Raw genomic sequence first — 13,929 nt, forward strand, 5'->3', positions numbered from 1 at the left:
CAGAAGGACATCGGGCAGTACATGAAGTCGATCGGGTCGTTGGGGCCCGCGCTGCGGCGCGGACTGGTCTGGATGCTGGCGGGCTTGCCGCTGTTCGCGATGGCCGCCGGGGCCGCGCCCGCCGTCGACTTCCGCGGCGAATCCGTCTCGCCGGAAGCCCGCGCGATGGCGCGCACCGCCTTCGAACGCGGCGATGCCCGGGGGCTGCCCTTCGCGGTCGTCGACAAGAAGGAGGCCCGGCTCTTCGTCTTCCACGCCGATGGCCGGCTCGCCGGCACCGCACCCGCGCTGCTGGGCCTGGCCCGCGGCGACAGCGTCGCGCCGGGCGTCGGCCAGATGGTCGCCGCCGGCATCCCGCCGGCCTGGCGCACCACGCCCGCCGGGCGCTACGACAGCCAGCCCGGCCCCAACCTCAAGGGCGAGACCGTCATCTGGGTCGACTACGACGCCGCCTTCGCCATCCACCGCCTGCGCCCGAGCCCGGCCCAGGAGCGCCGCGCCGAGCGCCTGGCCTCACCCTCTCCGGACGACAACCGGATCTCGCTGGGCTGCGTGATCGTCGCCGGCGAGTTCTTCGACCGCGTCGTGACCCCGGTGCTGGGGCGCGGCCATGGCGTTGTCTACGTGCTGCCCGAGCCGGCGCCCGCCGCCATCGCGCAGGCCGCCATCCCCGGCCGCCTGTAACGGCTCGCGAGGCCGGTCCCGCCCCGGCGGACGGGCCGCCGCTACACTTGCGCCCTTGCGCATTTCCGCAGCCACTGGATCTACACCATGTCCCGCTGTGCCTCGCCCGACCTGCCCCGCCGTCGCCTGCCGATGGCGGCCGCCGCCAGCACTGCCCTCCTCGCCCTCGTCACGGCCTTCGCCGGCATCGCCCCGCTCGCGGTGCCCGCGACCGCCCAGGCGCAGGCCGCTCCCGGACACCGCTACTTTCCGCAGCGCGCGCTGCGCGGCGAGATCGTCTTCGGCGTCACGCCCGACGTCCGGCTCAACGGCAAGCCGGCGCGCCTCGCGCCCGGCGCCCGCATCCGCAACGCCGTCGACCTGGTCGCGACGCCAGGCTCGCTCTTCGACCAGAAGGCGACCGTGCTCTACACGACCGACATCAACGGCCTGCTGATGGAAGTCTGGCTGCTCAACGACGTCGAACTGGCCAACAAGACCTGGCCGACCACGCCCGAGCAGGCCTCCCGCCTGGTCTTCGACCAGGCCAGCCAGGTCTGGCGCAAGCCCTGAACCACGGACGTCCCGCCCCATGAGCAAGAAAGTCTTCATCAAGACCTTCGGCTGCCAGATGAACGAGTACGACTCGGACAAGATGGCCGACGTCCTGCGCGCCGCCGAAGGCTACGAACCCACCACCGACGTCGAGCAGGCCGACCTCGTCCTGTTCAACACCTGCTCGGTCCGCGAGAAGGCGCAGGAGAAGGTGTTCTCCGACCTGGGCCGCATCAAGCACCTGAAGGCCAAGGGCGTGATGATCGGCGTCGGCGGCTGCGTCGCCAGCCAGGAAGGCGCCGCCATCATCGAGCGCGCGCCCTATGTCGACGTCGTCTTCGGCCCGCAGACCCTGCACCGCCTGCCGCAGATGCTGGCCCAGCGCCGGGAGCAGCTCCGCCCGCAGGTGGACATCTCCTTCCCGGAGATCGAGAAGTTCGACAACCTGCCGCCCGCCAAGGTCGAGGGCGCATCCGCCTTCGTGTCCATCATGGAAGGCTGCTCGAAGTACTGCTCGTACTGCGTCGTGCCCTACACCCGCGGCGAGGAAGTCAGCCGCCCCTTCGAGGACGTGCTCGAGGAAGTCGCCGGCCTGGCCGACCAGGGCGTCAAGGAGGTGACGCTGCTCGGCCAGAACGTCAATGCCTACCGCGGGACGATGGGCGGCTCGGACGAGATCGCCGACTTCGCGCTGCTGCTCGAATACGTGGCCGAGATCCCCGGCATCGAGCGCATCCGCTACACCACCAGCCATCCCAACGAGTTCAGCCAGCGCCTGATCGACGCCTACGGCAAGATCCCGCAGCTGGTGAACCATGTGCATCTGCCGGTGCAGCACGGCTCGGACCGCATCCTGATGGCGATGAAGCGCGGCTACACCGCGCTGCAGTTCAAGAGCATCGTGCGCAAGCTGCGCGCGGTGCGGCCGGACATCCGGATCGCGTCGGACTTCATCGTCGGCTTCCCCGGCGAGACTGACGAAGACCACCAGAAGACCATGCAACTGGTGCGCGACGTCGCCTTCGATGCCTCGTTCAGCTTCATCTTCAGCCCGCGCCCCGGCACGCCGGCCGCCAATCTGGCGGACGACACGCCTCATGAAGTGAAGGTGCGCCGCCTGCAGGAGCTGCAGGCCGAGATCGAGGCCACCGCCGTGCGCTACAACGAGAGCATGGTCGGCAAGACGGTGCCGGTGCTGGTCTCGGGCCATGCGCGCAAGGACGCCACCGAGCTGATGGGGCGCACCGAGTGCAACCGCATCGTCAACTTCAAGGGCAACGAGCGGCTGATGCACCAGATCATCCCGATGCGCATCACCGAGGCCTTCGCGCACTCGCTGCGCGGCGAGGTGCCGCTCGCCGCGGACGCCTGATCAGCGCTTGTAGCTGACGCCCCACTGGGCGGCGGTGATGCCGATCAGCATCAGCGCGTAGCCGGCCATCGTGCCGTCGCTGCCCAGCAGCATCAGCGCCGCGGCCGTGCCCATGGTCCCGCCCAAGCCGCCCCAGCCGGTCAGCGTGCGCCAGCGCATGCCGGCGGTGGTCTCGCGCCAGATCAGCTTGAGCGCCATCGCCATCAGCGCGGCCACACCCCAGGCGGGCAGGATCAGGTTGCCGAAATGCCAGACGGCGTCGAGTGGGTCCACGGGTCGGTTCGCTCCGCGCGAGGGAAATGGGTGACGGAATTGGCGGCGAAAGGGCCGTTCTTGACGCTTTCCGGGGCTCCCCCGGGCGAAGTGCGCGCCGCCAAGGCCCGCGCGGTGCACGGGCCGGGGCGGAATTTTATAATCGCGCCCATGTCCGTCTTCGCCCTCGGTCTGAACCACACGTCCGCGCCGCTCGATCTGCGCGGACGTTTCGCGTTCACGCTCGAGCAACTGGCGCCGACGCTGACCCGCTTCCAGGACCAGATCGCCGCCGGCCGCCGCCGCGCGGCGCCCTCGGCCGAAGCCGCCATCCTCTCCACCTGCAACCGCACCGAACTCTACGTCGCCGGCGACGCCGACATGGTCCGCCCCGCCGTCGACTGGCTCGCCCAGGTGGGCGGCGTCGGCAGCGCGACGCTGATGGACCATGCGTACGTGGTCGAGGACAGCGCCGCCGCCCGCCATGCGTTCCGGGTCGCCAGCGGACTGGATTCGATGGTGCTGGGCGAGCCGCAGATCCTCGGCCAGCTCAAGCAGGCCGTGCGCGAGGCCGATTCGGCCGGCACCCTCGGCACCACGCTGCATCAGCTGTTCCAGCGCAGCTTCTCGGTGGCCAAGGAAGTCCGCAGCTCGACCGAGATCGGCAGCCACTCGATCAGCATGGCGGCCGCGTCGGTGCGGCTGGCCGCTCAGCTGTTCGAGAACCTGGCTGACCTGCGCGTGCTGCTGGTGGGCGCGGGCGAGATGATCGAACTGGTCGGCACGCATTTCGCGGCCAAGGGACCGAAGTCGATCTCGGTGGCGAACCGGACGCTGGAGCGCGGCGAGAAGCTCGCCCTTCATCTTGGCGCCGAAGCCTTCCGCCTGGCCGACCTGCCCGACCGCCTGCATGAATTCGACGCGGTGATCTCCTGCACCGCCTCCAGCCTCCCGCTGATCGGCCTGGGCGCCGTCGAGCGCGCGCTGAAGAAGCGCCGCCACCGGCCGATGTTCATGGTCGACCTGGCGGTCCCGCGCGACATCGAGCAGGAGGTCGCCCAGCTCGACGACGTCTACCTGTACACCGTGGACGACCTGTCCAAGCTGGTCCAGACCGCCGGCGAGAAGCGCCAGGCGGCGGTCCAGCAGGCCGAGGCCATCATCGAGACGGGCGTGCAGAGCTTCATCCACTGGCTGGGCCAGCGCCACACGGTGCCGCTGATCCAGGCGCTGCACCAGCAGGCCGACAGCTGGCGCGAAGCCGAGATCCAGCGTGCCCGCAAGCTGATCGCCAAGGGGGAGGACATCGACAGCGTGCTGGAGGCGCTCTCGCGCGGCCTGACGCAGAAGATGCTGCATGGCGCGATGGCCGAGCTCAACGCCAGCGACGGCGAGCAGCGCCTGCAGATGGCGCAGACCGTCTCGCGGCTGTTCCTGCGCGGCAGCGCGAGAACCCCGGCGCTGCGGCCGGACCTCCTCGGCGACGAAGCGGACTCGTAGCGGCGCTCACTGTCCGCTCGCAGCTTCGCGAGCCCTTGCGCCGCTTCCGTGACCGCACCGGTCACCCCTTCCGCTCCCCCATTCCCCACATGAAAGACGCCCTGCGCCAGCAGTTCGACCGCCTCGGCTACCGGCTGGCGGAACTCGACACCACGCTCGCCGACGGCAGCATCGCCGCCGACATGAAGCGCTACCGCGCGCTGACGCGCGAGCAGGCCGAGGTGGCCTCACTGGTCGAGCGCTACCGGCGCTACCTCCAGCGCGAGCAGGACCTCGCCGCGGCGCGCGAACTGCTCGACAGCGGCGACGCCGACATGGCGGCGATGGCGCGCGAGGAGATCACCGCCGCCCAGGCGGACCTCGAGCAGCTCGACCAGGAACTCCAGCTCGCGCTCATCCCCAAGGATCCGGACGACGACCGGCCCGCCTTCCTCGAGATCCGCGCCGGCACCGGCGGCGACGAGTCGGCGCTGTTCGCCGGCGACCTGACCCGCATGTACACCCGCTTCGCCGAAGCCCAGGGCTGGCGCTGCGAGGTGCTGTCGGCCAACGCGTCGGATCTGGGCGGCTTCAAGGAGATCGTGCTGCGGCTCGATGGCGACGGCGTCTACGGCCAGCTGAAGTTCGAGTCGGGCGGCCATCGCGTGCAGCGCGTGCCGGCCACCGAGTCGCAGGGCCGCATCCACACCAGCGCCTGCACCGTCGCCGTGATGCCCGAGCCGGACGAGGCCGAGGAGATCCAGCTCAATCCCGCCGACCTGCGCATCGACACCTTCCGCGCCAGCGGCGCCGGCGGGCAGCACGTCAACAAGACCGACAGCGCGATCCGGATCACGCACCTGCCCACCGGCCTGGTCGCCGAGTGCCAGGACGATCGCAGCCAGCACCGCAACAAGGCCAAGGCGATGGCGGTGCTCGCCGCGCGATTGCGCGAGAAGGACCGCAGCGAGCGCGCCGCCAAGGAGGCCGCCCAGCGCAAGAGCCTGATCGGCAGCGGCGACCGCAGCGACCGCATCCGCACCTACAACTTCCCGCAGGGCCGGCTCACCGACCACCGCATCAATCTGACGCTGTACAAGCTCGGCGCCATCATGGATGGCGATCTGCGCGACGTGCTGCTGGGACTACAGCAGGCGCAGGCGGCGGAGCAACTGGCGGCGCTGGAAGGCGGCGCGGCATGAGCGCCACACAAGGCGCCCCGCTGACGACGCTGGCCGGCGCCGAGCGTGCCGCGATCGCCGCCGGCCTGCCGCGCGCCGAGGCGCAATACCTGCTGCAGGCGCTGCTGGGGGTCTCGCGCGCCTGGCTGATCGGACACGACACGGACCTGCTCGACGCGGCGGCGGCGGAGCGCTTCCATCACTGGCTGGCACGCCGTCTGGACGGCGTACCGCTGGCCTATCTCACCGGCGAGAAGGAGTTCTTCGGCCTGACCCTGCGCGTCACGCCGGACACGCTGATCCCGCGCCCCGACACCGAGCTGCTGGTGCAGTGGGCGCTGGAGCGCCTGGACGGCCCGCGCGCGCAGCGCGTCGTGGACCTGGGCACCGGCACCGGCGCGATCGCGCTGTCGATCAAGTCGCAGCGGCCGGACGCCGATGTCCGCATGGTCGACTTCAGTCCGGGCGCGCTCGCCGTGGCGCTGGACAACGCACAGCGGCTCGGCCTGCAGGTCGACGGACACCTGGGAAGCTGGTTCGAGCCCCTGGCGGGACAGGTTCCCTTCAACCTGATCGTCAGCAATCCCCCGTACGTGGCGGGGGACGACCAGCACCTGGACGCGCTGAAGCACGAACCGCGCACGGCGCTCACCCCCGAAGGGGATGGTCTGGACGACCTGCGCCACCTGATCGAGGGGGCGCCGGCCTGGCTGCGCGCGGACGGCTGGCTGCTGCTGGAGCACGGCTGGGACCAGGCCGACGCCGTGATGGCACTCCTGCGCGAACGCGGTTTCGTCGACGTCGAGAACCGCCGCGACCTGGGCGGCCAGCCGCGCGCGAGCGGCGGCCGCTGGCCCGGCTGACTTGCCGCGCGGCCGAAAGCAACCGGCCTCACACCTTGTTTCCACACTGCGGGAAACCGCGCCGGGAATCTGCAACACCGCGGTGAAACCCCCGCAACTCGATCTGGCGCCGTAACCGGCTCGGGCGTAGCATGATTCGAAACGACGCCCGAAATTGGTCGGGCGGATTCCGTCAGTCTGGGAGACCTGTCATGCGCGCCGCCCCCTTGCTCCTGCGCCTTGCCGTGGTCCTGGCCGGCAGTGTCTGCATGGCCGGCGCCGCATGGGCTCAGCAGGGCCTGCAGTTGAAGCCGAATCCACACGCCTTCACGAGCTGGCAGGCGCGCCTGCAGGTGAGCCAGAGCCAGGACGACGAGAGCCTCTCCTTCGACGCCCGCCGCGGCAGCCGGCTGCTGAGCGCCAACCTGCTGGCCGACTACTATCTGACCGGCTCCGGCCTGGGCGCCGGCACGCGCGGTGGCCTGCGCGCCACCGGCGGGCTGATGCTGGGGCCGATGTCGCTGCTGCAGAGCAGCTCCGGCCTCGCGCTCGGACGCGGCGCGACGCTCACGCCGTCGCTCTCCGCCGGCAGCCGCAGCCTCAGCCTGCTGACCGGCCCCGAGCGCGAGCCCAACCTGTCGCTGTCGTACGTGGGCGTCGGCTACACCAGCTATTCGCTGCGCGGCGGCTGGGGCTTCAGCGCCGACGTGGGCATGGTCGGCGGCGGAGCCGCGGGCCTGCGGCTGGGCAACAGCGCGCCCCAGTCCGATCTGTCCTCGGACCTGCGCTACAAGCCGATCGTCCAGTTCGGCGTCAGCTACAGCTTCTGATCGCCAGCGGCATCTGAGCGTGGTCCGGGCGCCTTGGGCCGCGCCGAGCGCGGGCTTGTCCGCTGCCCGATAATCGCCGGATCGCGCAGCGCCGGTGCCGGCTCCCTTGCGGCTCGCTATCCAGAAGCGGGCTTGGCACGGCACCTGCCGCGCTTGCGTACCCGCCTTCCCCCAAGCTTCCAGAGGATTCCCCATGAGCGACGTTCAGCAACGCATCGATGACCTGGTCAAGGGCAATCGCGTCATGCTCTTCATGAAGGGCACGGCCCAGTTCCCGATGTGCGGCTTCTCCGGTCGCGCGATCCAGATCCTGAAGGCCAGCGGCGCTTCCGAGCTGAAGACCTTCAACGTGCTCGAGGACGAGGCCGTCCGCCAGGGCATCAAGGAATACGCCAACTGGCCCACCATCCCGCAGCTCTACATCGACGGCGAGTTCGTCGGCGGCTCCGACATCATGATGGAGATGTACGAGAGCGGCGAGCTGCAGCAGTTGCTGGCCAAGGCCTGATGACGACGCCCGCGCCGCAGCGTCCGCGCCTGATCGTCGGCATCACCGGCGCAACCGGCGCGGCCTACGGACTGCAGCTGCTGCGCCGTGCCCGCGCCCTCGGCGCGGAAACGCATCTGGTGCTCAGCCCCGCCGGTGTGCTCAACGCGCATCACGAGCTCGGACTGGCGCGCGACGCGCTCGAGCGCGAGGCGGACTTCGCCTATGCACCCGGCGACGTCGGCGCCTGTGTCGCCAGCGGCAGCTTCCCGACGGCGGCCATGGTGGTCGCCCCGTGTTCGATGAGAACGCTGGCTGCCGTCGCCCACGGGCTGTCGGACAACCTCATGACGCGGGCCGCCGACGTCACGCTCAAGGAGCGCCGCCGGCTGATCCTGATGGTCCGCGAGACGCCCTTCAATCTCGCCCATCTGCGCAACATGACCGCGGTGACCGAGATGGGCGGCATCATCTTCCCGCCGCTCCCAGCCTTGTATCTACATCCCGCCTCGATCGAGGAGATGGTCGCCGAAACCGTCGAGCGGGTACTCGAACTGGCCCAGTTGCCCGGCGCGACGCCGCGCGCTTGGCAAGGACTGCGTCCGAACGCCTGAGGCCCCGTGGCGGCCGCGCCGGCCGCTCAGGTCTGGCCGGGCATCAGCCAGCCCTTGCGCGCGCCCATCACCATGTTGGGGTATTCCGGCCGCCCTCGGCTGCCGTTGTAGCGGCCCAGTGCCAGGTAGAGGTTGCCCTTCTCCAGGTCCAGGTAGTGGCGCAGGATCACGCAGCCGAATCTCAGGTTGGTCTGCATGTGGAAGAGCCGGGAGGCCTGTCCGTCGCCGATCAGCTTGGACCAGAACGGCATCACCTGCATGTAGCCGCGCGCGCCGGCGACGCTGATCGCGTACTTGCGGAAGCCGCTCTCGACCTGGACCAGGCCCAGCACCAGCGCCGGCTCGAGGCCCGCCCGCGCGCTCTCGTACCAGATCGTCTCGAGGAACTCGATCCGCGTCTGCGCTTCGCTCTTCTTGCGCTTCATGCGCTCGCTCATTTCCCCGAGCCAGCGCAGGTAGGCCAGCCGCGGCTCGATCGCGTCGAAGCGCGGCTTGGGCGGTGCGTCCGAGGCGATCGCCGCCGACAACGCCGAGCGGACCGAATCGGCCAGCGGCTCCTCGACCTGCGCCCCGGCGAAAGCCGGGCGAGGCAGGCAGGCCGCGGCGCCCGCCAACAGCAGCGCGCGACGCGTGGTCGGAGACATCGTCTTGGAGCCAGGAACAGTCACGGAAACAACGGGATCGGATTCGATCGGAAAGTCAGGGAAGGCGGCGCGGCAGCATAACGGCGCCGCGCCCGGCCGTCAGCGAGAGAGCCAGCGCTCCAGCGGCAAACGTCGCGGTCCGAGCGCCTGCGCAACCAGCAGGCCGCTGACCCAGTAAGCCAGGGCGAGCCCGGCGACGACGGCAGTGCCCGGCTGCCACGCCAGGCCGGCGCCACTGAACAGCGCGCAGCTCAGCACCGAACTGAGCAGATAAAGCGTCAGGGTATGCCGGCCAAGTGGCGCCAGCGCTTCCAGCCAGCGGGGCTCCTGCCGCAGCCGCAACACGAGGGCGGGGACCGCGGCGCTCAGCAGCAGCAGGGTCGGATAGAGATAGAAGATCGCGAAGCGGCTCGTGATCGCGACGTCGCCGTCGCGCAGGCCTGGCCAGAGCAGCGAAACGAACGCGACGTTCACCGCCACGGCCAGCCAGAGCCAGCGGCGCGACCAGCGACGCAGCGCGGGCTCCCAGCGCGGATGCGACAACAGACGAAGCCGTGATGCCATCAGTCCCGCCGTCATCAGCAGCAGCGGCACGGGCAGGCCGAGCGTCGCGAAGGCGATCGTGGTCGCCAGGAAGTGGCCGGCGTTGCGCAGCACCCAATCCCCCCACGGGGCCGGCACCGACAGCGACATCGAGGGCTCACCGGACAAGGGGAGGCTGGCGAGCACCACGGTCAGCGCGATGACGGCCAGCTCCAGGGCGATCAGCACTCGCAGTCTGACTTTGAGCCTCGCCATCGAGTGCCCCGCCCACAGCGCCAGCACCGAGCCGGCGATCGCATAGAGGGTCAGGATGTCGCCCATGTAGAGCAGCGTCCCGTGCAGCAGGCCCAGCGTCAGCATCTTCGCGAGCCGCCGCCGGCGCTTGGCCAGCGCTTGCGCGCCGCGTGTCTGCGACAGTCCCTGGCTATACCCGAACAGGAAGGCCAGCAGCGCGATGCCCTTGCCCGCGACCAGCGCATGCAGGAACCAGCTCAGCGCCTCCGCGACCGGGCTTCCCACCGGGGAAGGCGGGCTCATGGGGCCGCCGTCGGGCAGCGCGGGGTAGCCCACCCAGTTGATCGCAACGACCGGCAGCAGCGCCAGCGCGCGAAGCGCGTCCACCACCGCGACGCGCTGCGGCGGACGGGCCGGGCTCACGCCAGGCGTTGCTTCAGGTGAGCGACGACCTCGGCCAGCGCCAGCTTGGTCGCCGCGGCGTCGCGCCGGCCCTGATATTCGACCTGGCCTTCCTTCAGGCCGCGGTCGGAGATCACCACGCGATGCGGCACGCCAACCAGCTCCCAGTCGGCGAACATGGCACCCGGCCGCTCGCCGCGGTCGTCCAGCAGCACGTCGACGCCCAGTTCAAGCAGCTCGTCATGCAGCTTGCTCGCGGCGGCCTTCACGTCCTCGTTGCGGTCCATCCCGATCGGGCAGATCACGACGGTGAACGGCGCGATCGCGTCGGGCCAGATGATCCCGCGCTCATCATGGTTCTGCTCGATCGCCGCGCCCAGGATGCGGGTGACGCCGATGCCGTAGCAGCCCATCTCCATCAGTTGCGGCTTGCCGTTCTCGTCCAGATAGGTCGCGTCCATCGCGGCCGAGTACTTCGTGCCGAGATAGAACACATGGCCAACCTCGATGCCGCGCTGGATCGCGAGCACGCCCTTGCCGTCCGGCGAGGGATCACCCTCGACGACATTGCGGATGTCGGCGACCAGGTCGGGCTCGGGCAGATCGCGGCCCCAGTTCGCGCCGGTGAAGTGGAAGTCCGCCTCGTTGGCACCGCAGACGAAGTCGGACATGTTCGCGACCGTGCGGTCCGCGATGACCTTGACCGGCTGCTTCAGGCCGATCGGGCCCAGGTAGCCGGGCTTGCAGCCGAAATGGGCGTCGATCTCGGCGGCGGTGGCGAAGCGGAAACCGCCCTTCAGGCCTTCGAGCTTGCCGGCCTTCACTTCGTTCAGGTCGTGGTCGCCGCGCACCAGCAGCAGCCAGACCTGCGACTTGACGATCGTGCCGTGCTCATCGAATTCGTCGGTCGCCAGCACCAGCGACTTCACCGTCTGCGACAGCGGCAGCTTCAGCAGCTCGGCCACATCCGCGCAGGTCGCCTTGCCGGGCGTCGGCGTCTTCGTCAGCGCCTGCGTCGCGGCACCACGCGAGGCGATCAGCGACAGCGCCTCGGCCAGCTCGATGTTGGCCGCGTAGTCGCTGGTCGGGCAGTAGATGATCGCGTCTTCGCCGGTCTCGGCGATGACCTGGAACTCGTGCGAGCGATCGCCCCCGATCGCGCCGGTGTCGGCCGCGACGGCGCGGTACTGCAGGCCCAGCCGGTCGAAGATGCGGCAGTAGGCCGCGTACATGTTGTCGTAGCTGCGGCCGGCCGCGTCCTTGTCCCGGTCGAACGAGTACGCGTCCTTCATCGTGAACTCGCGCCCGCGCATGATGCCGAAGCGGGGCCGGCGCTCGTCGCGGAACTTCGTCTGGATGTGATAGAAGTTCTTGGGCAGCTGCTTGTAGCTGCGCAGCTCCTGGCGGGCGATGTCGGTGATGACCTCTTCCGACGTCGGCTGGATGATGAAGTCGCGGCCATGGCGATCCTTCACGCGCAGCAGCTCGGGGCCCATCTTGTCGAAGCGGCCGGTCTCCTGCCACAGCTCGGCCGGTTGCACGACCGGCATCAGCAACTCCACCGCGCCGGCGCGATTCATCTCGCCGCGGATGATGTTCTCCACCTTGCGGATCACGCGCAGCCCCATCGGCATGTAGTTGTAGATGCCGGCGCCCAGGCGCTTGATCATGCCGGCCCGCATCATGAGCTTGTGGCTGACGATTTCCGCGTCGGCGGGGGCTTCCTTGAGCGTGGAGATGAAGAACTGGGAGGCTTTCATGGGCGCAGAAAATAAAAGTCCGCGGTCAGCCATGCCGCCGCGGAAAGACCGTTCACCACCGAGGGTTAGCGATGATCGCGCCGGGCTGTAGCCCCGGTGCAATAATCAATCCAACGAATGATTTGAGGTTGATTATGCTCGACCGTGAAGGCTTCCGGCCCAACGTCGGCATCATCCTGCTCAACCACAAGAACGAGGTGTTCTGGGGCAAGCGCATACGCACCCATTCTTGGCAGTTCCCCCAAGGGGGCATCAAGCATGGAGAAACGCCCGAGCAGGCGATGTTTCGAGAGCTGCATGAGGAAGTGGGCCTCACTGCAGACCATGTGCGCATCATCGCGCGTACGCGGGATTGGTTGCGCTATGAAGTGCCGGACCATTTCATCCGGCGCGACGCCCGCGGCCATTACCGCGGCCAGAAGCAGATCTGGTTCCTGCTGCAGATGATGGGGCGCGACAGCGACATGAACCTGCGCGCCACCGACCACCCCGAGTTCGACGCCTGGCGCTGGAACGAGTACTGGGTGCCGCTCGAGGCCGTGATCGAGTTCAAGCGCGGCGTCTACCAGATGGCGCTGACGGAGCTCGCGCGGTTCCTGCCGAGGCTGAACCATCACAACCGCTACCTGCGCGCCGGCATGCGGCCGCCACCGCGCGGCGACCGGCATGGCAGCCACGGCGAGCCGCAGGATCATCAGCGGCAGGACCCGGGTCACCCGCGTCCACCGGACGCTGCTGGATCCGCGCCGCGCGAGCCCCAGGAGGCACATGGCGCCGCCCCGCCCGGCATCACTCAGGACGGCAGCTCGGAGTCCGGCAAGGGCTGAGGCTTCTCACCGAGACAGAAACACGAAGGCGCCCCGCGGGGCGCCTGTCTTTTCGGCTCGCGACGCTCAGCGTCAGCGCAGCACGAGGTTGTCGCGATGGATCAATTCCGGCTCGGCCGAGTAGCCGAGCACGCGCTCGATGTCGAATGACGGCTTGCGCGCGATGAGCCTCGCTTCGGCGCTGCCGTAGTTGGTCAGTCCGCGCGCCAGCTCCTTGCCGGCCATGTCCACGACGGCGATGACATCGCCCCGGTGGAATTCCCCCGACACCTCCTGCACGCCAATCGGGAGCAGACTCTTGCCTTCCTCGCGCAGCTTGATGGCCGCGCCCGCGTCGACGACGACCTTGCCGCGCAGCTGCAGGTGGTCGACCATCCACTGCTTGCGCGCCGCCAGTTTCGCCGTCGAGGCCAGCAGCGCCGTGCCGATCGATTCACCCGCCGCGAGGCGCAGCAGCACGTCGGGCTCGCGCCCCCAGGCGATCACGGTGTTCGCGCCGCTGCTGGCCGCGCGCTTGGCGGCCAGGATCTTCGTGATCATGCCGCCGCGCCCGATGCTGGAGCCGGCGCCGCCAGCCATCTCCTCGAGCTCGGGCTTGCCAGCCGTCGCGCGATCGATGAAGCGCGCGTTCGGGTCCTTGCGCGGATCGGCGGAGTACAGCCCCTTCTGGTCGGTCAGGATGACCAGCGCATCCGCTTCGACCAGGTTCGCGACCAGCGCGCCCAGCGTGTCGTTGTCGCCGAACTTGATCTCGTCGTTGACGACGGTGTCGTTCTCGTTGATCACCGGCAGCACGCGATGCTGCAGCAGCGCCAGCAGTGTCGAGCGGGCATTCAGATAGCGCTCGCGGTCCGCCAGGTCGGCGTGCGTGAGCAGCACCTGCGCACTGGTGAGCCCCTGTTCGCGCAGCTTGGTTTCGTACATCTGCGCCAGGCCCATCTGGCCGACCGCCGCCGCCGCCTGCAGTTCATGCAGCTCCTTCGGGCGGCTCGCCCATCCGAGGCGCTTCATGCCCTCGGCGATCGCCCCGCTCGAGACCATCACAACCTCGCGCCCTTCGCGCGCGAGTTCGGCGAGCTGGCGGCACCAATTGCCGATGGCCTCGGCATCAACGCCTCGGCCTTCGTTGGTGACCAGACTCGATCCGACCTTCACGACGATTCGTCGCGCGTCCTTCAGGACACCAGTCAGTTCACCGTGGGGATTGCCGTTGCTCATGCGCTGGAAGGATCAGGGGATCGGAG

At 69.4% G+C, this 13,929-nt stretch carries 15 protein-coding genes; 10 read left to right on the top strand and 5 right to left on the bottom strand.

All coding sequences use genetic code 11. From position 1 onward, the window contains the following. Positions 1–21 precede the first annotated feature (21 nt). The 3 genes from ABDW61_RS03895 to miaB all read left to right on the top strand — a co-directional run bounded on the left by ABDW61_RS03895 (position 22) and on the right by miaB (position 2,590). Positions 22–684, top strand: coding sequence for a L,D-transpeptidase (locus ABDW61_RS03895; protein ID WP_343636395.1), 663 nt, complete (start codon positions 22–24; stop codon positions 682–684). A gap of 87 nt (positions 685–771) precedes the next feature. Beyond that, positions 772–1,236, top strand: coding sequence for a hypothetical protein (locus ABDW61_RS03900; protein ID WP_343636397.1), 465 nt, complete (start codon positions 772–774; stop codon positions 1,234–1,236). 19 nt (positions 1,237–1,255) lie between these two features. Next, complete coding sequence (miaB, locus tag ABDW61_RS03905) at positions 1,256–2,590, top strand: tRNA (N6-isopentenyl adenosine(37)-C2)-methylthiotransferase MiaB (RefSeq protein WP_343636399.1); 1,335 nt, start codon at positions 1,256–1,258, stop codon at positions 2,588–2,590. On the opposite strand, the gene ABDW61_RS03910 is transcribed toward miaB, so the two are convergent. Beyond that, positions 2,591–2,863 (bottom strand): hypothetical protein, encoded by a 273-nt coding sequence (locus tag ABDW61_RS03910; RefSeq protein ID WP_343636401.1) that lies wholly within the window; start codon positions 2,861–2,863, stop codon positions 2,591–2,593. A 150-nt stretch (positions 2,864–3,013) separates the two neighbouring features. On the opposite strand from ABDW61_RS03910, the gene hemA reads away from it, so the two are divergent. The 6 genes from hemA (at position 3,014) to ABDW61_RS03940 (ending at position 8,275) form a co-directional block, all read left to right on the top strand. Next, positions 3,014–4,342, top strand: a complete 1,329-nt coding sequence (gene hemA / locus ABDW61_RS03915) for a glutamyl-tRNA reductase (protein WP_343636403.1) — start codon at positions 3,014–3,016, stop codon at positions 4,340–4,342. 89 nt (positions 4,343–4,431) lie between these two features. Continuing rightward, on the top strand, positions 4,432–5,523 hold the full coding sequence (gene prfA, locus ABDW61_RS03920; protein WP_343636405.1) for a peptide chain release factor 1: 1,092 nt from the start codon (positions 4,432–4,434) through the stop codon (positions 5,521–5,523). Then, complete coding sequence (gene prmC, locus ABDW61_RS03925; RefSeq protein ID WP_343636407.1) at positions 5,520–6,365, top strand: peptide chain release factor N(5)-glutamine methyltransferase; 846 nt, start codon at positions 5,520–5,522, stop codon at positions 6,363–6,365. Before prfA ends, prmC begins: the two co-directional genes overlap by 4 nt. A 191-nt stretch (positions 6,366–6,556) precedes the next feature. Further along, positions 6,557–7,174, top strand: coding sequence for a hypothetical protein (locus ABDW61_RS03930; RefSeq protein WP_343636409.1), 618 nt, complete (start codon positions 6,557–6,559; stop codon positions 7,172–7,174). Between the two features lie 193 nt (positions 7,175–7,367). Further along, entirely contained in the window at positions 7,368–7,682 is a 315-nt protein-coding gene (gene grxD, locus ABDW61_RS03935) for a Grx4 family monothiol glutaredoxin (protein ID WP_343636411.1), read from the top strand. Beyond that, on the top strand, positions 7,682–8,275 hold the full coding sequence (locus ABDW61_RS03940) for a UbiX family flavin prenyltransferase (protein ID WP_343636413.1): 594 nt from the start codon (positions 7,682–7,684) through the stop codon (positions 8,273–8,275). The genes grxD and ABDW61_RS03940 overlap by 1 nt, the downstream gene beginning before the upstream one ends. A 26-nt stretch (positions 8,276–8,301) precedes the next feature. Here ABDW61_RS03940 and ABDW61_RS03945 read toward each other — a convergent pair whose 3' ends face one another. From ABDW61_RS03945 to ABDW61_RS03955, 3 genes are all read right to left on the bottom strand, one after another. Continuing rightward, the gene (locus ABDW61_RS03945; protein WP_343636415.1) at positions 8,302–8,919 is read right to left on the bottom strand and encodes a transglycosylase SLT domain-containing protein; all 618 of its coding nucleotides are present in this window, start codon (positions 8,917–8,919) and stop codon (positions 8,302–8,304) included. Between the two features lie 99 nt (positions 8,920–9,018). Beyond that, positions 9,019–10,119 (bottom strand): DUF418 domain-containing protein, encoded by a 1,101-nt coding sequence (locus ABDW61_RS03950; RefSeq protein WP_343636417.1) that lies wholly within the window; start codon positions 10,117–10,119, stop codon positions 9,019–9,021. Continuing rightward, entirely contained in the window at positions 10,116–11,858 is a 1,743-nt protein-coding gene (locus ABDW61_RS03955; protein ID WP_343636419.1) for a proline--tRNA ligase, read from the bottom strand. Before ABDW61_RS03955 ends, ABDW61_RS03950 begins: the two co-directional genes overlap by 4 nt. A gap of 134 nt (positions 11,859–11,992) precedes the next feature. Here ABDW61_RS03955 and ABDW61_RS03960 point away from each other — a divergent pair, with 134 nt between their 5' ends. Next, positions 11,993–12,685: an RNA pyrophosphohydrolase gene (locus tag ABDW61_RS03960; RefSeq protein WP_343636895.1), complete on the top strand. Its 693-nt coding sequence runs from the start codon at positions 11,993–11,995 to the stop codon at positions 12,683–12,685. A 72-nt stretch (positions 12,686–12,757) separates the two neighbouring features. Here the strand turns inward: ABDW61_RS03960 and proB are convergent, their stop codons facing one another. Further along, the gene (gene proB, locus ABDW61_RS03965; RefSeq protein WP_343636421.1) at positions 12,758–13,903 is read right to left on the bottom strand and encodes a glutamate 5-kinase; all 1,146 of its coding nucleotides are present in this window, start codon (positions 13,901–13,903) and stop codon (positions 12,758–12,760) included. Positions 13,904–13,929 lie beyond the last annotated feature (26 nt).

It is taken from the genome of Roseateles sp. (assembly GCF_039595595.1).
GTDB lineage: Bacteria > Pseudomonadota > Gammaproteobacteria > Burkholderiales > Burkholderiaceae_C > Roseateles.